This window comes from Phycicoccus mangrovi (assembly GCF_018729305.1).
Classification (GTDB): domain Bacteria; phylum Actinomycetota; class Actinomycetes; order Actinomycetales; family Dermatophilaceae; genus Phycicoccus; species Phycicoccus jejuensis.
In genome coordinates this window covers 14,410-38,818 of sequence record NZ_JAHHWP010000011.1, presented here as the reverse complement: position 1 = coordinate 38,818, position 24,409 = coordinate 14,410, and the positions used below count along the sequence as shown (strand labels likewise).

The following is a 24,409-nucleotide window of genomic DNA, read 5'->3' as shown; positions in this document are numbered from 1 at the left end:
GCGGCCGGCCGGTCCGGCGCGCGGCACCACGCTAGCGCTCCGCCCGCCTCAGCCCCCGGACGGCTCCCGCACCTCGGACCGGTCGATGTCGCCGTCGACGAGGTCCTCGGCGGCCCGCACGAGCAGCGGGTGGAGGTCGGTCTCGCCGCGCCGGACGCGCGCCAGCAGCTCGTGCCGCATCCGGGGCTCCCAGAACTTCTTGATGTGCGTCGCGAGCTCCTCGGCCGCCTTCTCCGGCGGCAGCGCCTCGAAGTTGCGGACGAGGTCGTGCCCGAGCCGGACGACCGGGGGGACGCCCCCGGTCACCGGCGTCGCCTCGCCATCGCGCCGGCCGGCATCGGGGCACCGCGCTCCTCGGGCGCGGCGCCGCTCTCGGCCCGCGCGGCCTCGGTCGCCACCGTCACCTGGACCGCCGTCACCTTGTACTCCGGGCAGTTGGTCGCCCAGTCGGAGTTCTCGGTGGTCACGACGTTGGCACCGGTCACCGGGTGGTGGAACGTCGTGTAGACGACGCCGGCGGGCATCCGGTCGGAAACGAGCGCCGTGAGCCGGGTCGCCCCGACGCGCGAGGCGAGCTCGACGACGTCGCCGTCGCGGATGCCGCGCAGCTCGGCGTCGGACGGGTGGATCTCGAGCACGTCGGCCGGGTGCCACGTCGAGTTCGGTGTCCGGCGGGTCTGCGCGCCGACGTTGTACTGCGACAGGATGCGACCGGTCGTCAGCACCAGCGGGAAGCGCCGGTTCGCGCGCTCGGTCGTGGGGACGTAGACCGTCGGGGTCAGCTGGCCCAGACCGCGGACGAACTGCCCGACGTGCATCGTCGGGGTGCCGTGCGGCGCGGCGTCGGTGACCGGCCACTGCATCGAGCCCTCGGCGTCGAGCCTGGCGAACGAGACGCCGGCGAACGTCGGTGTGGTCGAGGCGATCTCGTCCATGATCTCGGCCGTCGACCCGTACGACATCGGGTAGCCCATCGCCGTCGCGAGCTCGCAGACGACCTGCCACTCGTCCCGGCCGACGCGGCTCGGCATGACCGGCCGCACCCGGTTGAGCCGGCGCTCGGCGTTGGTGAAGGTGCCGTCCTTCTCGAGGAACGACGTGCCGGGCAGGAACACGTGGGCGAAGCGCGCCGTCTCGTTGAGGAAGAGGTCCTGGACCACCACCATCTGCATCGAACGCAGCGCGGCCTCGACGTGCTGCGTGTTGGGGTCGGACTGCGCGATGTCCTCGCCCTGCACGTAGAGCCCGAGGAACGACCCGCCGATCGCGGAGTCGAACATGTTGGGGATGCGCAGCCCCGGCTCCGGCTGGATGGTCACGCCCCACAGCGACTGGTAGATCTCGCGCACCTCGGGTCGGGACACGTGCCGGTAGCCCGGCAGCTCGTGCGGGAAGGAGCCCATGTCGCAGGAGCCCTGCACGTTGTTCTGGCCGCGCAGCGGGTTGACGCCGACGCCCTCACGCCCGAGGTTGCCGGTGAGCATCGCGAGGTTCGCCATCCCCATGACCATCGTCGAGCCCTGGCTGTGCTCGGTGACGCCGAGGCCGTAGTAGATGGCGGAGTTCGGGCCGGCCGCGTACAGCCTTGCGGCGGAACGCAGCTCGTCGGCCGGGATGCCCGTCTCGGCCTCGGTGGCCTCCGGCGAGTGCTCGGGTCGGGCGATGAACTCGAGGTAGCCCTCCGCGCCCTCGGTGCGGGTGCGGACGAACTCCTCGTCGAGCAGGCCCTCGGTGACGATGACGTGCGCCATCGCGTTGACGAACGCGACGTTCGTCCCCGGACGCACCGGCAGGTGGTACGCGGCCTCGACGTGCGGGCTGCGGACGAGGTCGATGCGCCGGGGGTCGGCGACGACGATCCGCGCGCCCGCCCGCAGGCGCTTCTTCATGCGTGAGGCGAAGACCGGGTGCGCGTCGGTGGGGTTGGCCCCGATGAGGAGCATGACGTCGGCCTGCTCGACCGAGCGGAAGTCCTGGGTGCCGGCCGAGGTGCCGAAGGCGTGGTTGAGCCCGTACCCGGTGGGGGAGTGGCAGACCCGCGCGCAGGTGTCGACGTTGTTGTTGCCGAACGCCGCCCGCACCATCTTCTGGACGACGTACACCTCCTCGTTCGTGCAGCGCGAGGACGAGATGCCGCCGATGGACCCGACGCCGTGCTCGGACTGGATGCGCCGGAAGCCCTCGGCCGCCGTCCGGATCGCCTCCTCCCACGAGACGACGCGCCACTCGTCGTCGATGGACTCGCGCACCATCGGCTGCAGCTGCCGGTCCTCGTGGGCGGCGTACCCGTAGGCGAACCGGCCCTTGACGCACGAGTGCCCCTCGTTCGCGCCGCCGTCCTTCCACGGCACCATGCGGACGACGCGCGTGTCGTCGCCGGAGCCCTGCACCTCGGCCTTGAACGAGCAGCCGACGCCGCAGTACGCGCACGTCGTGACGACCGAGCGGGTCGGCATCCCGAGCTGGACGACCGACCGCTCCGTCAGCGCCTCGGTCGGGCAGGCCTGCACGCAGGCGCCGCACGAGACGCACTCGGAGTGCAGGAAGTCGGTGCCGCCGGCGGAGATCCGCGAGTCGAAGCCGCGCCCCTCGACGGTGAGGGCGAACGTCCCCTGCGTCTCGGAGCAGGCACGCACGCAGCGCGAGCAGACGATGCAGGCGGCCGGGTCGTAGTCGAAGTAGGGGTTGGAGCGGTCGGTGGTGTCGGCGAGGTGGCTCGCGCCGTCGAGGCCGTACCGGACCTCGGCGACCCCGGTCTCGCGCGCCCACTTCTGCATCTCGCAGCTGCCGCGGGCGCACCCGGCGCAGTCGGTCGGGTGGTCCGAGAGGTAGAGCTCCATGACGTTCCGGCGCAGGTCCTGCACCTGCTCGGTGCGAGTGCTGACGACCATCCCGTCGGTGCACGGGGTCGTGCACGACGCAGGGGTGCCCTTGCCGCCCTCGACCTCGACGAGGCAGAGCCGGCAGGACCCGAACGCCTTGAGCGAGTCGGTGGCGCAGAGCTTCGGGATCTCGATGCCGACCTCGGCGGCGGCTCGCATCACCGACGTGCCGGCGGGCACCGTGACCTCGCGGCCGTCGATGCTCACGGTGGCGGGTGCACCGACGACTGCCGGTGTGCCGTGGTCGGTCTCGGACGCCAGGGCGTCGGGTCGCTCGTCGAGGGTGGTCATGGCCGCGCTCCTCCGGTGGTGCTGGTGGCTGACTCGGGCATCGTGTCGGTGGCGGCGTCGGCCGCGGCGGGCTCGACACCGAAGTCCTCGGGCCAGTGCTCCAGGGCGCTGCGGACCGGCATCGGGGTGAGGCCGCCCATCGCGCAGAGCGAGCCCTTGGTCATCGTCGCGCAGAGGTCCTCGAGGAGGACGAGGTTGGACTCGCGCTGCGTCCCCGCCCGGATGCGGTCGATGACCTCGACGCCCCGGGTCGAGCCGACCCGGCACGGGGTGCACTTGCCGCAGGACTCCTTGGCGCAGAACTCCATCGCGAACCGCGCCATCGCGCCGGCGTCCATCGAGTCGTCGAAGACGACCACGCCGCCGTGCCCGACCATCGCGCCGGCCTCGGCGAAGGCCTCGTAGTCCATCGGCAGGTCGAAGCGGGCCGGCGGCAGGTAGGCGCCGAGCGGGCCGCCGACCTGGACCGCCTTGACGGGCCGCCCGGACGCCGTACCCCCGCCGTAGCCCTCCACGAGCTCGCGCAGCGAGATGCCGAAGTCGGCCTCGACGACCCCGCCGCGGGCGACGTTGCCCGCCAGCTGGAAGACCTGGGTGCCGCGGCTGCGACCCGTGCCGAGCGCGGCGTACGCGGCGCCGCCGTCGGCGAGGACCATCGGGACGGCCGAGAGCGTGAGGACGTTGTTGACGACCGTCGGCCGGCCGAACAGCCCCTCGAGCGCGGGGATCGGCGGCTTGGCGCGCACCTCGCCCCGCTTGCCCTCGAGCGACTCGAGCATCGACGTCTCCTCGCCGCAGATGTACGCGCCGGCCCCGACGCGGACGTCGAGGTCGAAGCGGCGGCCGCTGCCGAGCACCGACGCGCCGAGGACTCCGTGCGCGTACGCGACGTCGATGGCGCGGCGCAGCGTGCGGATGGCGTGCGGGTACTCGGAGCGCAGGTACACGAAGCCCTCGGTCGCGCCGGTGGCCATCGCGGCGATCGTCATGCCCTCGACGAGGGTGAAGGGGTCGCCCTCGATGAGCATCCGGTCGGCGAAGGTGCCGGAGTCGCCCTCGTCGGCGTTGCAGCAGACGAACTTGGTGTCGGCCTGCGCCGTGCGGACGGTCTCCCACTTGATGCCGGCGGGGAAGCCGGCGCCGCCGCGGCCGCGCAGCCCGGAGTCGGTGACCTCGCGGACGACCTCGGCGGGGTCGAGGCCGAGGGCGCGCTCGAGGCCGGCGAGCCCGCCGTGGGCGCGGTAGGCGGCGAGGTCGGTCGGCTCGATGACGCCGACCCGGGTGAACGAGACGCGGTGCTGGCCGGTCAGCCACGGGTGATCGTCGACGACGCCGACGCAGCGGTCGGTGTCGTCGAGCGTGCCGCCGAGCAGGGCGTCGACGTCCCCGCTCGTCACGTTCGCGTAGCCGACCCGTCCGGCGTCGGTCTCGAGCTCGACGAGGGGCTCGAGCCAGAGCATGCCGCGGGAGCCGTTGCGGCGGACGGTGGCGCCGGCCGCCTCGAGGGCAGCGGCGACCTCGTCGGCCCCGACGGAGACGGCGGCGGCGTCGGCCGGCACCCAGACGACGGGGTTCACGCCGGCCACCCCTCGGTCAGGGCGTCGAGGCGGTCGGGCGTGAGCCGGCCGTGGAGGGCGCCGTCGAGCATCCCGGACGGGCCGAGCGCGCAGTTGCCGAGGCAGAAGACCTCGCCGACCTCGACGTCGGTCGAGCCGGCCCACCGGTCGGTGGCGGCCGCGACGGTGGCCTCGGCGCCGCGCGCCTGGCAGGCCTCGGCGCGGCAGAGCGTGACGCGGTGCGCGGTCGGGGGAGTGCGGCGCAGGTCGTGGTAGAAGGTCAGCACGCCGAGGACGTCGGCCCGGCTGAGGTTGAGGACGTCGGCGACGACCGGCACGTCGTCGTCGTGGACGTACCCGTGCTGCTGGACCACCGCGTGGAGCACCGGCAGGAGCGGCCCGCGCATCGAGGCCATCCCCTCGGCGAGCGCCCGCACGGCGGCCGCGCGCCCGGGGTCGGCCGGCGCCGGGGCCGGTGCAGGGCTGGGTCCTCGCTGGCGCACGTCGTCCACCTCTCTGTGGGGTCGCTCACCTGTCCGGGCAGCCTACGACGGACCCGCCGGTAGCGGCAGGTCCTCCGGCCCGCGGCGCAGCGCCCCGAGCACGGCGAGGCCTTGCCCCGCGGGCAACGCGCCCCGACCGGCCCCGGCGACCCCGCACATGCGGGCTTTTCGTGGTCGGCGGGCAGGGCGGACAGCGACAACCCCGCACGTGCGGGGTCATCCGGGACGAGAGCGGACAGGAGATGACACATGCGTCGATCGCAGCACGCCCGAGCGCGGGGGGGCCTCCGGCCCGCGCCGCATCGCCCCGAGCACGACGCGCCCTTGCCCCGTGGGCAACCCGCGTCGGCTCTGGTCCGCTCTGCCGGGTGGCGGCGAGAGCTCACCGCCACCCGGACGATCGCGACCAGAGCCGGCGATCCGGACCAGAGCCGGGCGGTGAGAGGATGGGGGAGCGGGGCCACCGGGCGCCGGTCGCGCCGATTAGGGGTGCGTACCGGGCCGCTGGTAGCCTTGCCAACTGCCGTCAGATCGGCCGCGGATCCAGAGAGCCCCGGTGAACCAGCCCGGGAGCGCCGCGCAGCAGAAACCCCCGAAGGAGAGTCGTCGCCCCATGCCGCTGAGCACCGACGTCAAGAAGCAGATCATCGCCGAGTACGGCACCACCGAGGGTGACACGGGCTCGCCCGAGGTCCAGGTCGCGCTCCTCACGCAGCGCATCAAGGACCTCACCGAGCACAGCCGTGCGCACAAGCACGACCACCACTCCCGTCGTGGCCTGCTGCTGCTGGTCGGCCGTCGCCGCCGCCTCCTGCGCTACCTGGAGAGCATCGACATCGAGCGCTACCGCTCGCTGATCAAGCGCCTCGGTCTGCGTCGTTGAGACTTCCGAGAGGGCGGTCCCCGCACACGTGTGCAGGGGCCGCCCTTCTCGCATGAGCGGGCTCGGCCCGTTCGGAAGAACCCACAACTGAACATCGACAGCACGACCGGCGTCGCCCCGCGCGACGCCGCCTGAAGGACACACCCGCGCACAACGACGATGCGCGTGCGTGAATGACACGAGAGAAGGAGGCCCCGTGGAGGGTCCCGAGATCACCGCCACCGAAGCCGTCATCGACAACGGCAGCTTCGGTACCCGCACCGTCCGGTTCGAGACCGGACGCCTGGCCAAGCAGGCCGGCGGCGCCGTGAGCGCCTACCTGGACGAGGACACGATGCTCCTCTCCACCACCACCGCCGGGAAGCACCCGCGCGAGGGGTTCGACTTCTTCCCCCTGACCGTCGACGTCGAGGAGCGGATGTACGCCGCGGGCAAGATCCCCGGCTCGTTCTTCCGCCGCGAGGGCCGCCCGTCCACCGACGCGATCCTCACCTGCCGTCTCATCGACCGCCCGCTGCGCCCGACCTTCACCAAGGGTCTGCGCAACGAGGTCCAGGTCGTCATCACCGTCCTGGCGCTCAACCCGGACCACCAGTACGACGTGCTCGCCATCAACGCGGCCAGCGCCTCGACGCAGATCTCCGGCCTGCCGTTCAGCGGCCCGATCGGTGCCGTCCGCGTCAGCCTCATCGACGGCCAGTGGGTCGCCTTCCCGAACTTCAGCGACATCGAGCGCTCGACCTTCGACATGGTCGTCGCCGGCCGCGTCGCGGGTGACGACGTCGCGATCATGATGGTCGAGGCCGAGTCCACCGAGCACACCTGGGACCTCGTGAAGACCCTGGGCAAGCAGGCGCCGACCGAGGAGGTCGTCGCCGAGGGCCTCGAGGCCGCCAAGGGCTTCATCCGCACCCTGTGCGACGCGCAGGCCGAGCTCGCCCGCACCGCCGCCAAGCCGGTGCAGGAGTTCCCGGTCTTCCTCGACTACGAGGACGACGCCTACGCCGCGGTCGAGTCCGCCACCACCGGCGACCTCACCGCCGCCCTGCAGATCGCGGGCAAGCAGGAGCGCGAGGAGCGCATCGACGAGATCAAGGAGTCGATGAAGGCCTCCCTCGCCGAGCAGTTCGAGGGGCGCGAGAAGGAGCTCTCCGCCGCGTACCGCTCGGTGCAGAAGAAGCTCATCCGCGAGCGCATCCTGCGCGACAAGGTCCGCATCGACGGCCGTGGCCTCGCCGACATCCGCGCCCTGAGCGCCGAGGTCGAGGTCCTGCCGCGCGTGCACGGCTCGGCGATCTTCGAGCGCGGCGAGACCCAGATCATGGGTGTCACCACGCTCAACATGCTCCGGATGGAGCAGCAGCTCGACACCCTCTCGCCGGTGACGCGCAAGCGCTACATGCACAACTACAACTTCCCGCCGTTCTCCACCGGTGAGACCGGTCGCGTCGGCTCGCCGAAGCGCCGCGAGATCGGCCACGGCGCGCTCGCCGAGCGGGCGCTCATGCCGGTCCTGCCGACCCGCGAGGAGTTCCCCTACGCGATCCGCCAGGTCTCCGAGGCGCTGGGCTCCAACGGCTCGACCTCGATGGGCTCGGTCTGCGCGTCCACCCTGTCGCTGCTCAACGCCGGTGTGCCGCTGCGCGCCCCGGTCGCCGGCATCGCGATGGGCCTGGTCTCCGCGGAGGTCGACGGGCAGACGCAGTACGCGGCGCTCACCGACATCCTCGGCGCCGAGGACGCGTTCGGCGACATGGACTTCAAGGTCGCCGGCACCCGCGAGTTCGTCACGGCCATCCAGCTCGACACCAAGCTCGACGGCATCCCCGCCGACGTGCTGGCCGGCGCGCTGACCCAGGCCCGCGACGCCCGCTTCCACATCCTCGACGTGATGAACGAGGCCATCGACGCCCCCGACGAGATGAGCCCCTTCGCTCCCCGCGTCATCAGCGTCACGGTCCCGGTCGACAAGATCGGCGAGGTCATCGGCCCGAAGGGCAAGATGATCAACCAGATCCAGGACGACACGGGCGCCCAGATCTCGATCGAGGACGACGGCACCATCTACATCGGTGCGACCGACGGCCCGTCGGCGGAGGCGGCCCGCGCGGCCATCAACGCCATCGCCAACCCGCAGATGCCGGAGATCGGCGAGCGCTTCCTCGGGACCGTCGTCAAGACGACGACCTTCGGGGCGTTCATCTCCCTCCTGCCGGGCAAGGACGGCCTGCTGCACATCTCCGAGGTGCGCAAGCTCGTCGGCGGCAAGCGGATCGACGCGGTCGAGGACGTCCTGTCCGTCGGCCAGAAGATCCAGGTCGAGCTCAAGGAGATCGACCCGCGCGGCAAGCTGAGCCTCGCGGCGGTCACCGCCGAGGGCGACACCGAGGCCGACGCCCCGGCCGCCGAGGCGCCCGCCGCCCCGGCCGCCGAGGCCCCCGCGGCCGACGCGGACACCTCCGACGACGACCACGACGAGGCCGGCGACGCCGGTGACGAGTCGGGCGAGGGCGGCGACCGCCCGCGTCGCAACCGTCGCCGTCGCGGTGGCCGCGGTCGTGGCGAGCGCTCCGGCGAGGGCGGTTCCAGCGAGGACTGACCCGGCCGGCGCCGCACGCGTCATCCGGACCGGAGCCCCGGCACACCCCGTGTGTGCCGGGGCTCCGGCGCGTCAGAACGCCACCGGGGACGTCCGGGGGAACGCGAGAGGCCCGCGCCCCCGGTGGGGGTGCGGGCCTCTGTCGTGACGTGCGGCCGGTCAGGCGGCGGCGCGGGGACGCAGCTGGTGCGGCGCGCTCCAGCGCATCTCCATCCGCGTGCGGCCCTCGGCGTCGGTGACCGGGACCCAGCGCACGGCCAGGCCGGTGCGGCTCGTCGTGGTCGTGACCTTCTTCATGTCAGGCCCCCTTTCCGTGGTGTTCACCTGCTGTTCACCTTCAGGATAGCCGACGGAACCGCCAAAGGTGAACGGACGGTGAACGACGGCGCGGCGCGGACGTCGAGCGGGCCGGCATCGACGCGCTGGCTAGGGTGGTCGGTATGAGCACGACACGCTTGGCGGTCATCGGTGCGGCCGGCCGGATGGGGTCCACGGTCTGCGCGGCGGTCGAGGGCGCCGACGACCTCGAGCTCGTCGGCCGGTACGACGCCGGGGACGACCTCGAGGACCTCGGCGGGGCCGACGTCGTCGTCGAGTTCTCGGTCCCCGACGCCTCGCCGGCCAACGTCGCCCACTGCGTCGAGCGCGGCGTCCACGTCGTCGTCGGGACGACCGGGTGGAGCGAGGAGCGGCTCGCGACGCTGCGCGAGCAGCTCGGCGAGGACCCGACCGTCGGCGTGCTCGTCGCCCCGAACTTCGCCATCGGGGCGGTGCTCCTCATGGAGCTCTCCCGTCGCGCCGCCCCGTTCTTCGAGTCCGTCGAGGTCGTCGAGCTGCACCACCCGGACAAGGTCGACGCGCCCTCGGGCACCGCCGCGCGCACGGCCGACCTCATCGGCGCCGCCCGCGACGAGGCCGGCTGCGACCCCGTCCCGGACGCCACGACCCACGACCCCGACGGCGCCCGCGGCGCCCGCGTGCACGGCGTCCCCGTCCACTCCGTGCGGCTGCGCGGCCTCGTGGCCCACCAGGAGGTCCTCCTCGGGGGTCCCGGCGAGATGCTCACGCTGCGCCACGACTCCTTCGACCGGGTCTCCTTCATGTCCGGCGTCCTTGCCGCCGTGAGGCAGGTCGGCGACCGCCCCGGCCTCACGGTCGGGCTCGAGCACTACCTCGGCCTCGGGTGAGCACCCTCGTCGGGCTCGACCTCGCCGGACGGCGGGTCGTCGTCGTCGGTGCCGGCGCGGTCGGCGGCCGACGGGTCCGCACCCTCGTCGAGGACGGGGCCCGGGTCGTCGTCGTCGACCCCGCACCCTCCGAGGACGTCCGCCGGATGGCCTCGCACGGCGACGTCGAGCTCCGGCAGCGGCCGGTCGTCGAGCAGGACGTCGACGAGGCCTGGTTCGTCGTCGCCGCCACCGGCGACCCGGCCACCAACCGCGACGTCGCCGCCTGGTGCGAGGCGCGGCGCACGTGGTGCGTCGACGCCTCGGACGGCGCGGCGGGCAGCGCCCGCGTCGCCGCGCAGTCGACCCACGACGACCTGCGGATCGGGGTCGTGAGCACCGGCGCCCCCGACCCGCGCCGGACCGTCGCGGTCCGCGACGCCCTCGGCGCGCACGTGGAGTCCGGCCGCGTCGACCTGCGGCGGCACCGGTCGGGCACCGGCCGGGTCGTGCTCGTCGGCAGCGGCCCGGGGGCGCCCGGCCTCGTGACCACGGCCGGGCGCGAGGCGCTCGCGACGGCCGACGTCGTCGTCACCGACCGGCTCGGCGCGACCTGGCTGCTCGACCACCTGCCCGACGACGTCGAGGTCGTCAACGTCGGCAAGAGCCCGACCAACCACCCCGTGCCGCAGGCCGAGATCAACCGGCTGCTCGTCGAGCACGCGCTCGCGGGGCGGACCGTCGTGCGCTTCAAGGGCGGTGACCCGTACGTCTTCGGCCGTGGCGGCGAGGAGGTCCACGCGTGCCGCGCGGCGGGCGTCGAGGTCGACGTCGTCCCCGGCATCACCTCGGCGTTCTCGGTGCCCGCGCTCGCGGGCATCCCCGTGACGCAGCGGGGCGTCGCGACGTCGGTCCTCGTGACCTCCGGGCACGCCGGCGCCGACCCGGCGATGACCGGCGCGCTCGCGGCCGGGGCCACGGTCGTCCTCCTCATGGCCGTCTCCGCGCTGCCGGGCATCTGCGACGCCGCGCTGGCGCAGGGCGTGCCGGCCGACCTGCCGGTGGCCGCGGTGGAGCAGGGCTCGACCGCGCACGAGCGCGTGACCCGGGCGACGCTCGCCACGGCGGCCCGGGTGTTCGCGGAGGCCGGCGTGCGCCCGCCCGCCGTCGTCGTCCTCGGCCGGGTCGCGGCCGAGGGCTTCCTCGACGACCCGGTCTGCGCCACCCCGCCCGGCTCCGCGTCGGACGATGGCTGAGCCGCCGGCCCTCGTCGTCTGCGGGCACGGCACCCGTGACCCGGGCGGCCGCGCGGTCGTCGCGGCGGCGGTCGAGGCGGTCGCGGAACGGTTGCCGGGCGTCGACGTCCGCGAGGCGTACGTCGACGTCCACGGACCGGCCGTCGACGACGTCGTGGCGTCCCTGCCGGCCCGACCCGACGGCTCGCGCGCCGGCGTGGTCGTCCCGCTGCTGCTCGCCGCCGGCTACCACGTGCGGGTCGACCTCGCCGAGGCCGTGGCCGAGCGGCCGGACGTCCTCGTCACCCCGGCGCTCGGGCCGGACGACCGCCTCGTCGACCTCCTCGTCGAGCGGGTGGAGCAGGCCGGGGGAGCGGGGCCGCAGGACACGGTCGTCCTCGCCCCGGCCGGGTCCAGCGACGGGCGCGCACAGGAGGCCTCGGCCGAGACGGCGCGCCGGCTCGGGGAGCGCCTGCACCGCCCGGTTCGTCTCGGCTACGCGGCGGGCCCGCGACCGCCGGCCGCCTGCGCGGTGACGGCGGCCCGCGTCGAGGGTGCCCACCGGGTCGTGCTCGTCTCGTACCTCCTGGCGCCGGGGTTCTTCCAGCGCCGGCTCGACGAGTGCGGCGCCGACGTCGTCACCGCGCCGCTGCTCCCGGACCGGCGCGTGGTCGAGGTCGTGCTCGAGCGCTACCGCACGGCCTGACTCAGCCCCAGCCGACGGCCCGCAGCAGCGCCGCGGTGGCGGCCGCCCCGGCGACGACGACGAGGAAGTTGGCGCGCAGGAGGAGCAGGACGACGGCCACCGCGAGGGCCGCGGCGCGGGCGTCGAGGACGAGCGCCCCGGCGTCCCCGGCGACGGTCTGCACGGTGACGAGGGCGGCGAGCAGCGCGACGGGCAGCAGGGCGATGACGCGGGAGCGGCGATCGCCCTCGACCCAGTGGGCGGGCACGAGGTAGCCGGCGAGCTTGAGCGCGTAGGCCGCGGCGCAGGCGAGCAGCACGGTGGTCCAGGTCGTCACGGCAGCGGGTCCCGTCCGTCGAGCTCACCGGGGGCGGCCGTCGGCGACCCCTCGTGCCGTCCGCCGCGCCGCAACCCCACGGCGAGGGCGGCGAGGACGGAGAGGATGACCGGCACGCCCGGCGGCAGGAGCGGGCTCGTGACGAGGGCGACGAACACGGCGAGCACCGCGGTGGCCGCCGCGTCCCCGCTGCGCAGGCGCGGCCAGAGGAGCGCGGCGAAGGCCGCCGCCGCCGCGGCGTCGAGTCCGTAGGTGCGGGGGTCGCCGAGCGCGTTGCCGACGAGCGCGCCGACGAGGGTCATGAGGTTCCAGCCGAGGAACACGGCGATGCCCGTGAGCCAGAACCCGATCCGCTGGGACGGTCGCTCCGGCTGGGCCACCCCGACGGCGGTCGACTCGTCGATGGTCAGCTGCGCCGCGGCGAGCCGGCGCAGCCCGGCGACGCCGAGGAAGCGCGAGGTCTGCAGGGCGTAGAGGCCGTTGCGGACGCCGAGCAGCGACGACGTCGCCACCGCGGCCACGCCGCTGCCCCCTGCCCCGAGCACCCCGACGACGGCGAACTGCGACCCGCCGCTGAACAGCAGGAGCGAGAGCGCCTGCGTCTGCCAGACGTCGAGGCCCGAGGCCACCGACAGCGCGCCGAACGAGACGCCGTAGAGGCCCGTCGCCCCGCCGACCGACAGCGCCTGGCGCCGCACCTCGCGCAGCGTGTCGCCGTCGGGCGAGACGACGCGGTCGCGGAAGGCGCCGTCGGGGCCCAGGCCCGAGCCCGCGAGGAAGGCGCGGGTCTCCTCGTCGTCGGCGAGCAGCCACGCGGTGACGGTGTCGGCCCCGGCCTGGCGCAGCTGGTCGACGGCGGCGTTGACCAGCCGCGAGCCGTGGCCCTGGCGGCGGGCGTCCGGGTGCACGGCGAGGAGCGTGACCTCGCCCCAGGCGCCTTCGGCGTCGGGGTCCTGCGACGGCCCCAGCGCGACGGCGCCGACGACCTGCGGGCCGGCGCACGCGACGAGCAGCCGGTGCACGCCCTCGGGCGGGTCGGTCAGGCCGGCCCGCCAGGCGCGTGCGAAGGCGTCCGGCTCGAAGAGCGCGACGACCTCGTCGGGCAGCCGGCCGGCGTACGTCGCCCGGAAGACGTCGGCCTGGACGCGGCCGACGGCCGGCGCGTCGTTGGCGCGGGCGACCCGGACGCTCGCGTCGGCCGTGGGGCCGGTGTCGGACCCGTGGTCGTGACCATGATCGTGCGGGTGGTCGTGGGAGTGGTCGTGCGTCGTCATCGTCAGACCCCCCGGAAGACGGCCGGACGGCGCTCGGCGAAGGCGGCCCGCCCCTCGGCGAGGTCCTCGCTCGACCACGCGTGCGCGAACGCGGCCTCGTAGCGTCCGAGCCCGGCCTCGTCGTCGTGCCGGACCCCGAGGCCGACCTTGGAGCCGGCCTGGCTCAGCGGCGCGAGCGCTGCCGCGCGCGTCGCGAGGGCCAGGGCGTCGTCGAGGCCACCGCGCTCCTGCGCGAACCCGAGGCGCCATGCGTCGTCGGCGTCGAGGACGGCGGCCGTGAGGACCAGGTGCCGGGCCGCGCCCTCGCCCCAGCACCGCGCGAGCCGGTCGAGGGTCCAGTGGTCGACCATGAGGCCGAGCTTGGCGACCGGGACGGCGAAGCGGGCCGAGTCGCCGACGACGCGCACGTCGCAGGCGAGCGCGAGCTGCATCCCGAGGCCCATGCACGAGCCGTCGACGGCGGCGACGGTGGGGACGGGGACGGCCGCGAGGTGCTGGAGGACCTCGGCGAGGCGCTGCGTGAAGGAGACGTCCTCGAGGTCCGTGAGGTCGGCGCCGGCGCAGAAGTGGCCGCCGGCGCCGGTGAGGACGACCGCGCGCGCACCGGCGGCGAGCGCGGCGACGACCTCGTCGTGCAGCTGCTCGAGGGTGGCGAGGTCGAGGGCGTTGCGCCGGTGCTGGCGGTCGATCGTCAGGACGGCGACCCGGTCGGCGAGCGAGGCGTGGACGGTCACGGCCTCGACCCTACCGAGCGCCCCGGGTGACGCCCGGCCCGGCAGCCCCTACGCTCCCGGGCATGACGCTGCCGCTGACCGTCGTGCCGGTCCCGGGCCCCGGGGCGGAGGACGTGCTCGTCGGGGACGACGGGCGCGTCTGGACGGGCACCGCCGACGGCGTCGTCCACGTCCACGACCCCGCCACCGGCGCGGTGGCGCCCGTCGCGGTGACGGGCGGCCGCCCCCTCGGCCTCGAGTGGCTGCCGGACGGGCGGGTGCTCGTCTGCGACGCCCACCGCGGCCTGCTCGCCCTCGACCCCGCGAGCGGCGACCTCGAGACGCTGCTCACCGAGGTCGACGGCGAGCACCTGCTCTTCACGAACAACGCCGCCGTCCAGCGCGACGGCACCATCTGGTTCACCGACTCCAGCCGGCGCTGGCAGGTCGAGGACTGGAAGAACGACCTCGTCGAGCACACGTGCACCGGGCGGCTGCTGCGCCGCACCCCGGACGGCGCTGTCACGACCGTCGTCGACGGGCTCGCCTTCGCCAACGGCGTCGCGCTCCTGCCCGACGAGCGCGCGGTGCTCGTGGCCGAGACCGGCACCTGCCGCATCCGCCGGGTCCCGCTGCACGGCGGGGAGCCCGGCGAGGTGACGACGTGGGTCGAGGACCTGCCCGGCCACCCGGACAACATCGCCCTCGGCTCCGACGGGCTGGTGTGGGTGACCGTCGCCTCGCCGACCGACCCCGTCCTCGGGGTGCTGCAGCGCAGCCCGCGCGCGGTGCGCGGCCTCGTCCGCCGCCTCCCGGACCGCGTCAAGCCGGCGCCGCGCCGCACCGCGCGGGTGCTCGCCCTCGACGACACCGCGCGCGTCGTTCGCGACCTGTCCTTCGACGCGAGCCGCTGGCACGTCGCGACGGGCGTGCGCGAGCACGAGGGCCGGGTGTGGCTCGGCAGCCTCGTCGAGCCGGCGATCGCGGTGGGGGAGGTCCCGGGCGGTCAGCGCCGCTCGTAGGTGACCCAGGCGCAGCGCTCGCCCGGCACCCGCTCGGTCTCGACCCAGGTGCCTGGGTCGACGGGCGGGAAGTGTGTGTCGCCCTCGGGCTCGAGGTCGACCTCGGTGACGAGCAGGCGGTGCGCGTAGGGCATCGCCTCGGCGTAGACCTGGCCGCCGCCCGCGACGAAGACCTCGTCGGCCGGGCCGGCGAGCGCGAGCGCCTCGACGAGCGAGTGCGCCGTCTCGACCTCGGCGTGCGCCCAGTCGGGCTGCCGGGTGATGACGATGTGGCGCCGGCCGGGCAGCACCCGCCCGATGGAGTCGAAGGTGCGCCGGCCCATGACGAGCGGATGCCCCATCGTCGTGCGCCTGAAGAACGCGAAGTCCTCCGGCAGGTGCCACGGCATCGACTGCCCCGCGCCGATGACGCCGTTGCGGGCGACGGCGGCGATGAGCGAGACACGGGTCATACGGCGATCGGCGCCTTGATCGACGGGTGCGCCTCGTAGCCGACGAGCTCGAAGTCCTCGAGCTCGTAGGCGTCGATCGAGGGCCGGGGCGCGATGGTCATCGTCGGCAGGGGCAGCGGTTCGCGCGTCAGCTGGAGCGTCGCCTGCTCGAGGTGGTTGAGGTAGAGGTGCGCGTCGCCGAGGGTGTGGACGAAGTGGCCGGGGCGCAGGTCGGTCTGCTGCGCGACCATCATGGTCAGGAGGGCGTAGCTGGCGATGTTGAACGGGACGCCGAGGAAGACGTCGGCGCTGCGCTGGTAGAGCTGGCAGTCGAGGAACGCCGGCCCGCCGTCGGCGGCCGGGCGGACGTAGAACTGGAACATCGTGTGGCACGGCGGCAGGGCCATGTCGTCGACATCGGCGACGTTCCACGCCGAGACGACGTGCCGCCGCGAGTCGGGGTTGGTCCGCAGCGCCTGCACGACCTTGGCGACCTGGTCGACGGTGCGGCCGTCCGGCGTCGGCCACGAGCGCCACTGGTGCCCGTAGACCGGCCCGAGGTCGCCGTGCTCGTCGGCCCACTCGTCCCAGATGGAGATGCCGCGCTCCTGCAGCCAGCGGACGTTGGTGTCGCCGCGGAGGAACCACAGCAGCTCGCCGATGATCGAGCGCAGGTGCAGCCGCTTCGTCGTGAGCACCGGGAAGCCCTCGGCGAGGTCGAAGCGCATCTGGTATCCGAAGACGCTCCGGGTGCCGGTGCCCGTGCGGTCCGACTTCTCGACGCCGGTCGTCATCACGTGGTCGAGGAGGTCGAGGTACTGGCGCACGGTCCCAGCCTAGGGGCGCACTAGTCTGGCGTGCATGACCTCCTCCCCGTTCGGCCGCGTCCTCACCGCGATGGTCACGCCGATGACCCCCGACGGTGCGGTCGACGGCCCGGGCGTCGAGGCAGTCGTCGAGCACCTCCTGGCCACCGGCCACGACGGGCTCGTCGTCAACGGCACGACCGGCGAGGCCTCCACCCTGACCGACGACGAGAGCGTCGACGTCGTGCGCCGCGTCGTCGCGGCCGCGGCGGGCCGGGCCAAGGTCGTCGCGGGCTGCGGGTCCAACGACACCGCGCACGCCGTCGCGATGGCCCGGCGGATGGCCGACGCCGGCGCCGACGCGCTCCTGCTCGTCTCGCCGTACTACAACAAGCCCACCCAGGCGGGCCTCGTCGCGCACTGCCGCGCCGTCGCCGACGCCACCGAGCTGCCGGTCATGCTCTACGACATCCCCGGCCGCACCGCCGTCCCGTTCGCCACCGAGACCCTCGTGGCGCTCGCCGAGCACCCGCGGATCATCGCGGTCAAGGACGCCAAGGGCGACCTCGCGGCCTCGACCCGCGTCATGGCGGCGACCGACCTGCTGTGGTTCAGCGGGGAGGACGCCCTCAACCTGCCGCTCCTCGCGATCGGCGCCGTCGGCGTCGTCTCCGTCGTCGGCCACGTCGCCGGTGCCCAGTACCGGGCGATCCTCGAGGCCGTCGACCGCGGCGACCTCGACGACGCCCGTCGCCTGCACCGGGGCCTGGTCCCCGTCGTCGACGCGATCATGTCGCCCTCGCAGGGCGCCATCATGGCCAAGGCCGCCCTCGTCGAGCTCGGGGTCATCGAGCACGCGAGCGTCCGCCTGCCCCTCGTCGAGTCCCCGCCCGAGCACCTCGAGGCGCTCCGGGCGGCGCTCGCCACCCTCCCCACCCCGAAGGACTCATGAGCCACCCGCACCCCGACCTCGACCTCCCCGCACCCCTCGCCCCCGGGGGCGTGCGCGTCATCCCGCTCGGCGGGCTCGGCGAGGTCGGCCGCAACATGACGGTCCTCGAGCACGAGGGCCAGCTGCTCGTCATCGACTGCGGCGTCCTCTTCCCGGACGACCACCACCCCGGCATCGACCTCATCCTCCCGGACTTCAGCGCCATCGAGGACCGCCTCGACGACATCCAGGCGATCGTCCTCACGCACGGTCACGAGGACCACATCGGCGCCGTCCCCTACCTCCTGCGTCGCAAGCCGGACATCCCCGTCGTCGGCTCCCAGCTGACCCTCGCCCTCATCGAGGCCAAGCTCAAGGAGCACCGGATCACGCCCTACACCCTCGGGGTCGCCGAGGGCGGGCGCGAGCGGCTCGGGGTCTTCGACTGCGAGTTCGTCGCGGTCAACCACTCCATCCCGGACGCCCTCGCCGTCTTCGTGCGCACCCCCGGCGGCACGATCCTCCACACCGGCGACTTCAAGATGGACCAGCTGCCGCTCGACGGCCGGCTCACCGACCTGCGCGCCTTCGCCCGGCTCGGGGAGGAGGGCGTCGACCTCTTCCTCACCGACAGCACGAACGCCGAGGTGCCGGGTTTCACGACGCCCGAGCGCGAGATCGCGCCGGCCATCGACAAGGTCTTCCGCCACGCGCAGCGCCGCATCATCGTCGCCTGCTTCTCCTCGCACGTGCACCGCGTGCAGCAGGTGCTCGACGCGGCCGACAAGGCGGGGCGCAAGGTCGCGATGATCGGCCGCTCGATGGTGCGCAACATGGGCATCGCCGCCGACCTCGGCTACCTCAAGGTGCCCGACGGCGTCCTCGTCGACCTCAAGCAGCTGAACGACCTGCCCGACGAGAAGGTCGTCCTCGTGTGCACCGGCAGCCAGGGCGAGCCGATGGCGGCCCTCTCCCGGATGGCCAACCGCGACCACCGGATCGAGGTGGGGGAGGGCGACACCGTGCTCCTCGCCTCCTCGCTCATCCCCGGCAACGAGAACGCCGTCTACCGGGTCATCAACGGCCTGATGCGCCTCGGCGCGAACGTCGTGCACAAGGGCAACGCCAAGGTGCACGTCTCGGGCCACGCCAGCGCCGGTGAGCTCCTCTACTGCTACAACATCGTCAAGCCGCGCAACGTCATGCCGGTCCACGGCGAGTGGCGCCACCTCGTGGCCAACGCCGACCTCGCCGTCGCCACCGGCGTCCCGCGCCGCAACGTCGTCGTCGTCGAGGACGGCGTCGTCGTCGACCTCGTCGACGGCCGGGCGCGCGTCGCCGGGGCGGTCGAGTGCGGCTACGTCTACGTCGACGGCTCCTCGGTCGGCGAGGCCGACGAGACCCTGCTCAAGGACCGCCGCATCCTGCGCGACGAGGGCTTCATCTCCGTCGTCGTCGTCGTCGACTCGATGACCGGCAAGGTGGTCGCGGGTCCGGAGATCACCGCGCGCGGCTTCGTCGAGGACGACGTCGTGTTCGACGAGATCCGCCCGCGCATCGAGCGGGCCCTCGACGAGGCCACCGCCCAGGGCGTCACGGACTCCCACCAGCTCCAGCAGGTCGTGCGCCGCACGATCGGGCCGTGGGTCGGGCGCAAGATCCGCCGTCGCCCGATGATCATCCCGACCGTCATCGAGGCCTGAGCCCGCCACCCCGGGGTCGTTGACCCTTCAACCGATTCCGCACGGGGTGTCCACGCACGGGCTCGGCGCGGATGAGCGGTTGGGCGGGCTCCTGCCTACGGAATCAGTAGGCCCGGGCGCATCGCGGCCACTCATCCGCTCAGACGAAGTCCCGGATCATTTCGCCGAACCCGCCCCGGGAAGGTAAAGCGTCCGTAAAGTGGTTCCCATCGGACGACAACCGGTGGACCCGCGAGGGCCGGCCGCGACACCGCCCGGTCCGGGCGGAGTCCAGCAGGTGAGCGAATCGAGAAAGATCCGCGAACCTCTGGCGGACCGGGTAAAGAGTTCGTAAAGTACGGGTCAGTGGCCGGTCAACTCCACGGCAGTGGAGGAGGCGGGGCACGGACGGCCGGAGCGCAGGGCTCCGGCGACCACGACGCACGGCAGGACGTCTGGCGAAGCTCCGCAGGGGAGCCCGTCGGACGGGACCGGACAGGCTCCGCAGGGGGAGTCGGCCCCCGGTCCACCCGGCCGGCACGACTGTGCGGTGTCCCGCTCGGCGACAGGGGTCGAGCGGGGCGCCGCACGTGCGTGTCGGCCGGGAGCACCGGCTCTCGCGCGCGCAAATCCGTGGCCCCCGTGCCGCGTGTGACGCGTGAGTCGGCTGTGACGCTCGCGTAGCCTGCGACCATGGCGACACGTACGTCCTCCACCTCCCGCTCCCGGGGTGGCAGCACGCGCCCCGCGACGCGGAAGAAGGCGGCGAGCCCCCGGACGGCGGCCAAGCGGCCCGCGCGCTCGGGCGGGCTGCCGCTCCCGCTGCGCGCCGCCCAGACGACGTGGATGGGCCTGGCCCACGCCACCGGCGCCGTCGCGCGCACCGTCGGTGACGCGGGGCGCGACCTCGAGCCGGAGCACCGCCGCGACGGCGTGGGCTTCCTGCTCGTCGCGCTGTCGGTCGTCGTCGCCGCCCGCGAGTGGTGGGGGATGCCGGGTGCCGTCGGCACGATCGTCCACGCCGTCGTCGCCGGGACCTTCGGCAAGGTCGGTTACGCGGTCCCGCTCGTGCTCCTCGCCTTCGGCATCCGGGTGCTGCGGGCGCCGCGCGAGGAGGAGTCGACCTCCCGTGCCGCCGTCGGCACCACGGCGCTCGCCTTCGCCGCCTGCGGCCTCGTCCACGTCGCCGCCGACATCCCGACCCCGCCCGAGGGCGCCGACGGGATGCGCGCGGCCGGCGGCATCATCGGCTTCCTCGCCTCCAGCCCGCTCGAGGCGGCCGTGTCGGTCTACGGCACCGTCCCGCTGCTGCTCCTCCTCGGCCTGTTCTCCCTCCTCGTCCTCACCGCCACCCCGCTGCACCAGGTGCCCGAGCGCCTGCGCGGGGCGATGGACCGGCTGACCGGCCACCACCCCGACGCCGAGCCCGAGCCGGAGCCGACCCCGAAGGCGCCGCGCCGCCGCCGCACCGCCCGTGAGCTCGCCGACGCCGAGGCCTCGATGCACGGCGACGAGGCGTTCGAGCAGGCCGCGGTCGTCGACCCGCGCACCGGCAAGCGACTGCGTCCCGGGCAGAAGCGCCCCGCGTCCGCCCCGGAGACCGCCGCCGCGTCCTCGCCGTCGGCCCCGCCGGCCGCGGCGGAGGCGCTCGCCCGGCAGGTCCAGGCCAAGGCCCCGCTCGAGGCGCCGCCCACCGCGCAGCTGCCCCCGCGCGTCGAGCAGCTCTCCCTCGCCGGCGACATCACCTACACGCTGCCGGACTCGGGCGTCCTCGAGCCGGGCAGCCCGCACAAGGCGCGCAGCGCGGCCAACGACCGCGTCGTCGAGTCGCTGACGACCGTCCTCGACCAGTTCGACATCGACGCGCAGGTCACCGGCTTCACCCGCGGCCCGACCGTCACCCGCTACGAGGTCGAGCTCGGCCCGGGCATCAAGGTCGAGCGGGTCACCGCCCTCTCGAAGAACATCGCCTACGCGGTCGCCAGCGCCGACGTGCGCATCCTGTCCCCGATCCCCGGCAAGTCGGCGATCGGCATCGAGATCCCCAACACCGACCGCGAGAAGGTCAGCCTCGGCGACGTCCTGCGCAGCCAGGTGGCGCGCGGGTCCGAGCACCCGATGGTCATGGGCGTCGGCAAGGACGTCGAGGGCGGCTACGTCATCGCCAACCTCGCGAAGATGCCGCACCTGCTCGTCGCCGGCGCCACGGGCGCGGGCAAGTCGAGCTTCGTCAACTCGATGATCACCTCGATCCTCATGCGCTCGACCCCCGACGAGGTCCGGATGGTCCTCGTCGACCCCAAGCGCGTCGAGCTGACCGCCTACGAGGGCATCCCGCACCTCATCACGCCGATCATCACCAACCCGAAGAAGGCCGCCGAGGCCCTCCAGTGGGTCGTGCGCGAGATGGACACCCGCTACGACGACCTCGCGGCGTTCGGCTTCAAGCACGTCGACGACTTCAACAAGGCGGTCCGCGCGGGCAAGGTCAAGCCGCTGCCGGGGTCGGAGCGGGTCATCACGCCCTACCCGTACCTGCTGGTCATCGTCGACGAGCTCGCGGACCTCATGATGGTCGCGCCGCGCGACGTCGAGGAGTCGATCGTCCGGATCACCCAGCTGGCGCGCGCGGCGGGCATCCACCTCGTCCTCGCGACCCAGCGGCCCTCGGTCGACGTCGTCACCGGCCTCATCAAGGCCAACGTTCCCTCGCGGATGGCCTTCGCGACCTCCTCGCTCGCCGACAGCCGCGTCGTCCTCGACCAGCCGGGCGCCGAGAAGCTCATCGGCCAGGGTGACGCGCTGTTCCTCCCGATGGGCGCGAGCAAGCCGATGCGCGTCCAGGGCGCGTGGGTCACCGAGTCCGAGATCCACGCCGTCGTCACGCACGTCACCGAGCAGCTCAAGCCCCGCTACCGCGACGACGTCGTCGTGACGGCGCCGAAGAAGCAGGTCGACGACGACATCGGCGACGACCTCGACCTCCTGCTGCAGGCGACCGAGCTCGTTGTCACGACGCAGTTCGGCTCGACCTCGATGCTCCAGCGCAAGCTGCGCGTCGGGTTCGCCAAGGCCGGGCGGCTCATGGACCTCCTCGAGTCGCGCGGCGTCGTGGGGCCCTCGGAGGGGTCGAAGGCGCGCGACGTGCTCGTCAAGGCCGACGACCTGCCGACGACGCTCGCGCTGCTGCGCGGCGAGGACGTCCCCGACGCCGACGTGCCCTTCGACGGCGAGGCAATGGACGGGGACGCGCACGCGCTGGCGTCCGCCGCGGCCGCCGGCCACGGCGTTCCGGAGGACGACACGGCCGAGGTGCCGGTCGTCCGCTACGGCGGCGACGCGGTGGCCGACGACCTCGACCGCTACCCGGCCGCCGTCGAGTACCACGACGGCGACGACGACGGCGAGGACGCCTGGGAGCTGACGGGCCGCCGGTGACCGGCCGCGGTCGCCGCCCGGCTACCGTGCTCCCATGACCTCGACCTGGGAGGAGCTGCGGGAGCCGCCGTCGACGTGGGAGCGGTGGAAGGCGACGCTGCGCAAGCAGCCCTCGGCCATGCTCCTCGGGGTGCAGATCCTCGTCATCCTCCTGCTGCCGTTCCTCCAGGACCTGGACTGGGGACGCGCCGTCATCTCGCTGCTCAGCCTGAGCGCCGTGAGCATCGCCGTCTTCACCGTGCGCAGCACGCCGGCCCTCACCTGGTTGTCGGCGACCCTCGCGCTCCCCGCGGCGGGCTTCGAGGTGTGGAGCCTGTTCGTCGACGCCGGCACCGTGCTCATCCTCGCCCACGCCGCGCTGGCGGTCTTCTACTTCTACACGGCGTACGCGCTCATCTCGTACATGTTCGAGGACTCCTGGGTCACCAAGGACGAGCTGTTCGCGGTCGGTGCGGCCTTCACGGTCCTGCTCTTCGCCTTCGCCTACGTCTTCCTCCTGATCCAGGAGATCTGGCCGAGCTCCTTCACCTCGGTCGACGGTCCCGGGCGGCGCACCTTCCTCGAGCTCCTCTACTTCTCCGGCGCCAACCTCACCAGCGTCGGACTCTCCGACGTCGGTCCGGTCAGGCCGCAGGCCCGGGCCGTGGTCACCGTCGAGCAGCTCGGTGGCGTCCTCTACGTCGCGATGGTCATCTCGCGGCTCGTGGCGCTCACGGTGATCCGCGCCCGTCAGTGACGGCGCGGGTCCTCAGGCGGGAACGCCGTCGAGGTCCTCGATGCGCGCCAGTCCGGGACCGCGGGTCGCCGCGATCTCGCCGGCGCGCTCCTGCGCCTCCCCGAGCACGCGCAGGGCGTTGCCGCTCGTGAGGGCGCCGAGGTCGGCGTCGCTCCATCCGCGCTCGGCGAGGGCGGCGAGGAGGCGGGGGTAGCCGCTGACGTCCTCGAGGCCCTCCGGCTGCACGTCCACGCCGTCGTAGTCGCCCCCGAGGCCGATGTGCTCGACGCCGGCGACCTCGCGCACGTGCTCGCAGTGCGCCACGACGTCGTCGAGCGTGGCCGCCGGGGCCGGGTGGGTGCGGCGGCGCGCGGCGGTGAAGGCGGTGTAGGCGACGAAGTCGGACGACGAGATGCCCTCGGCGGCTGCGGCATCGGCCGCCTCGAGGTCCCACTCGCGCACGGCGGGGGAGACGAACTTCGGCACGAACGTCACCATGCAGACGCCGCCGTTGCCCGGCAGGCGCTCGAGGACGTCGTCGGGGACGTTGCGGGGGTGGTCGCAGACGGCGAGCGCCGACGAGTGCGAGAAGACGACCGGCGCCTCGGTGACCTCGAGCGCGTCGCGCATCGTGTCGGCGGAGACGTGGCTGAGGTCGACGAGCATGCCGAGCCGGTTCATCTCGCGGACGACCTCGCGGCCGAACTCCGAGAGACCGCCCAGCACCGGCTCGTCGGTGGCGGAGTCCGCCCACGGGACGTTGTCGTTGTGGGTGAGCGTCATGTACCGGACTCCGAGGGCGAAGAGCATCCGGAGGGTGCCGAGCGATGAGTCGATGCTGTGCCCGCCCTCGGCGCCCATGAGGGAGGCGATGCGGCCGGTCGCGAGGGCCTGCTCGACCTCGGCGCGGGTCGTCGCGAGGGCGAGGTCGCCGGGGTGGCGTCGGACCATCTCGTGGACGGCGTCGACCTGCTCGAGGGTGGCCGCGACCGCAGCGTCGCCCTGGAGCTCGGCGGGGACGAAGACGGACCAGAACTGGGCGCCGACCCCGCCCTCGCGCAGCCGCGGGAGGTCGGTGTGGGTGGCGAGCCCGCCGGCCGCGAGGTCGAGGCGCTCCCAGTCGTAGCCGACCCGCTCCCGGGCCTCCCAGGGCAGGTCGTTGTGGCCGTCGAGGACCGGGTGGTCGCGCAGCAGCGCACGGATGCGGGCCTCGGTGTGCTCGAGCATGCGCGCGACCCTACCGGGGGTGCCCGAGGGGCC

21 protein-coding genes are annotated in these 24,409 nt (G+C 73.8%); 10 read left to right on the top strand and 11 right to left on the bottom strand.

The genetic code is table 11. From position 1 onward, the window contains the following. Window positions 1-48 precede the first annotated feature (48 nt). From KMZ30_RS08905 to KMZ30_RS08890, 4 genes are read right to left on the bottom strand one after another with little or no spacing between them, the layout of a single operon-like run. Complete coding sequence (locus KMZ30_RS08905; protein ID WP_215512614.1) at window positions 49-306, bottom strand: formate dehydrogenase subunit delta; 258 nt, start codon at window positions 304-306, stop codon at window positions 49-51. After that, a complete protein-coding gene (gene fdhF, locus KMZ30_RS08900; protein WP_215512613.1) occupies window positions 303-3,173 on the bottom strand; it encodes a formate dehydrogenase subunit alpha in 2,871 nt (956 codons plus the stop codon). The genes KMZ30_RS08905 and fdhF overlap by 4 nt, the downstream gene beginning before the upstream one ends. After that, complete coding sequence (locus tag KMZ30_RS08895; RefSeq protein ID WP_215512612.1) at window positions 3,170-4,750, bottom strand: NADH-ubiquinone oxidoreductase-F iron-sulfur binding region domain-containing protein; 1,581 nt, start codon at window positions 4,748-4,750, stop codon at window positions 3,170-3,172. The genes fdhF and KMZ30_RS08895 overlap by 4 nt, the downstream gene beginning before the upstream one ends. Then, window positions 4,747-5,232, bottom strand: a complete 486-nt coding sequence (locus tag KMZ30_RS08890) for an NAD(P)H-dependent oxidoreductase subunit E (RefSeq protein WP_308279693.1) — start codon at window positions 5,230-5,232, stop codon at window positions 4,747-4,749. The genes KMZ30_RS08895 and KMZ30_RS08890 overlap by 4 nt, the downstream gene beginning before the upstream one ends. Window positions 5,233-5,845: 613 nt before the next feature. On the opposite strand from KMZ30_RS08890, the gene rpsO reads away from it, so the two are divergent. Then, window positions 5,846-6,115 carry a 30S ribosomal protein S15 gene (gene rpsO / locus KMZ30_RS08885; protein ID WP_030527353.1) on the top strand — a complete coding sequence of 90 codons (270 nt, stop codon included), beginning with the start codon at window positions 5,846-5,848 and terminating at the stop codon, window positions 6,113-6,115. Window positions 6,116-6,311: 196 nt separating this feature from the next. Further along, window positions 6,312-8,714: a polyribonucleotide nucleotidyltransferase gene (locus KMZ30_RS08880; RefSeq protein WP_215512611.1), complete on the top strand. Its 2,403-nt coding sequence runs from the start codon at window positions 6,312-6,314 to the stop codon at window positions 8,712-8,714. Window positions 8,715-8,873: 159 nt separating this feature from the next. Here the strand turns inward: KMZ30_RS08880 and KMZ30_RS08875 are convergent, their stop codons facing one another. Then, on the bottom strand, window positions 8,874-9,011 hold the full coding sequence (locus KMZ30_RS08875; RefSeq protein ID WP_169742042.1) for a hypothetical protein: 138 nt from the start codon (window positions 9,009-9,011) through the stop codon (window positions 8,874-8,876). Between the two features lie 143 nt (window positions 9,012-9,154). On the opposite strand from KMZ30_RS08875, the gene dapB reads away from it, so the two are divergent. Genes dapB through KMZ30_RS08860 form a run of 3 tightly spaced genes read left to right on the top strand, consistent with a single transcriptional unit; the run spans window position 9,155 to window position 11,821 of the window. Beyond that, window positions 9,155-9,901: a 4-hydroxy-tetrahydrodipicolinate reductase gene (gene dapB / locus KMZ30_RS08870; protein ID WP_215512610.1), complete on the top strand. Its 747-nt coding sequence runs from the start codon at window positions 9,155-9,157 to the stop codon at window positions 9,899-9,901. Then, the gene (cobA, locus tag KMZ30_RS08865; RefSeq protein WP_215512609.1) at window positions 9,898-11,136 is read left to right on the top strand and encodes a uroporphyrinogen-III C-methyltransferase; all 1,239 of its coding nucleotides are present in this window, start codon (window positions 9,898-9,900) and stop codon (window positions 11,134-11,136) included. Before dapB ends, cobA begins: the two co-directional genes overlap by 4 nt. Next, window positions 11,129-11,821, top strand: coding sequence for a sirohydrochlorin chelatase (locus KMZ30_RS08860; protein ID WP_215512608.1), 693 nt, complete (start codon window positions 11,129-11,131; stop codon window positions 11,819-11,821). Before cobA ends, KMZ30_RS08860 begins: the two co-directional genes overlap by 8 nt. Window position 11,822: 1 nt before the next feature. Here KMZ30_RS08860 and KMZ30_RS08855 read toward each other — a convergent pair whose 3' ends face one another. From KMZ30_RS08855 to KMZ30_RS08845, 3 genes are read right to left on the bottom strand one after another with little or no spacing between them, the layout of a single operon-like run. Further along, the gene (locus KMZ30_RS08855) at window positions 11,823-12,137 is read right to left on the bottom strand and encodes an AzlD domain-containing protein (protein ID WP_215512607.1); all 315 of its coding nucleotides are present in this window, start codon (window positions 12,135-12,137) and stop codon (window positions 11,823-11,825) included. Next, complete coding sequence (locus KMZ30_RS22715; protein ID WP_215520001.1) at window positions 12,134-13,411, bottom strand: GNAT family N-acetyltransferase; 1,278 nt, start codon at window positions 13,409-13,411, stop codon at window positions 12,134-12,136. Before KMZ30_RS22715 ends, KMZ30_RS08855 begins: the two co-directional genes overlap by 4 nt. 2 nt (window positions 13,412-13,413) lie before the next feature. Next, complete coding sequence (locus KMZ30_RS08845; protein ID WP_215512604.1) at window positions 13,414-14,145, bottom strand: enoyl-CoA hydratase-related protein; 732 nt, start codon at window positions 14,143-14,145, stop codon at window positions 13,414-13,416. A 62-nt stretch (window positions 14,146-14,207) separates the two neighbouring features. Here KMZ30_RS08845 and KMZ30_RS08840 point away from each other — a divergent pair, with 62 nt between their 5' ends. After that, window positions 14,208-15,146 carry an SMP-30/gluconolactonase/LRE family protein gene (locus tag KMZ30_RS08840; RefSeq protein WP_215512603.1) on the top strand — a complete coding sequence of 313 codons (939 nt, stop codon included), beginning with the start codon at window positions 14,208-14,210 and terminating at the stop codon, window positions 15,144-15,146. Here the strand turns inward: KMZ30_RS08840 and KMZ30_RS08835 are convergent. Further along, window positions 15,131-15,598 carry a dihydrofolate reductase gene (locus KMZ30_RS08835; RefSeq protein ID WP_215512602.1) on the bottom strand — a complete coding sequence of 156 codons (468 nt, stop codon included), beginning with the start codon at window positions 15,596-15,598 and terminating at the stop codon, window positions 15,131-15,133. The two genes, KMZ30_RS08840 and KMZ30_RS08835, sit on opposite strands and share 16 nt — an antisense overlap. After that, window positions 15,595-16,404, bottom strand: a complete 810-nt coding sequence (locus tag KMZ30_RS08830) for a thymidylate synthase (protein WP_030527336.1) — start codon at window positions 16,402-16,404, stop codon at window positions 15,595-15,597. Before KMZ30_RS08830 ends, KMZ30_RS08835 begins: the two co-directional genes overlap by 4 nt. Window positions 16,405-16,438: 34 nt before the next feature. Between KMZ30_RS08830 and dapA the strand changes: the two genes are divergently transcribed. The 4 genes from dapA to KMZ30_RS08810 all read left to right on the top strand — a co-directional run bounded on the left by dapA (window position 16,439) and on the right by KMZ30_RS08810 (window position 23,170). After that, a complete protein-coding gene (dapA, locus tag KMZ30_RS08825; RefSeq protein WP_215512601.1) occupies window positions 16,439-17,335 on the top strand; it encodes a 4-hydroxy-tetrahydrodipicolinate synthase in 897 nt (298 codons plus the stop codon). Next, the gene (locus KMZ30_RS08820) at window positions 17,332-19,017 is read left to right on the top strand and encodes a ribonuclease J (RefSeq protein WP_215512600.1); all 1,686 of its coding nucleotides are present in this window, start codon (window positions 17,332-17,334) and stop codon (window positions 19,015-19,017) included. The genes dapA and KMZ30_RS08820 overlap by 4 nt, the downstream gene beginning before the upstream one ends. A 672-nt stretch (window positions 19,018-19,689) precedes the next feature. Then, a complete protein-coding gene (locus KMZ30_RS08815) occupies window positions 19,690-22,434 on the top strand; it encodes an FtsK/SpoIIIE family DNA translocase (protein WP_215512599.1) in 2,745 nt (914 codons plus the stop codon). 34 nt (window positions 22,435-22,468) lie between these two features. Then, on the top strand, window positions 22,469-23,170 hold the full coding sequence (locus tag KMZ30_RS08810; RefSeq protein WP_215512598.1) for an ion channel: 702 nt from the start codon (window positions 22,469-22,471) through the stop codon (window positions 23,168-23,170). Window positions 23,171-23,182: 12 nt separating this feature from the next. Here the strand turns inward: KMZ30_RS08810 and KMZ30_RS08805 are convergent, their stop codons facing one another. Next, entirely contained in the window at window positions 23,183-24,376 is a 1,194-nt protein-coding gene (locus tag KMZ30_RS08805; RefSeq protein ID WP_215512597.1) for a dipeptidase, read from the bottom strand. Window positions 24,377-24,409 lie beyond the last annotated feature (33 nt).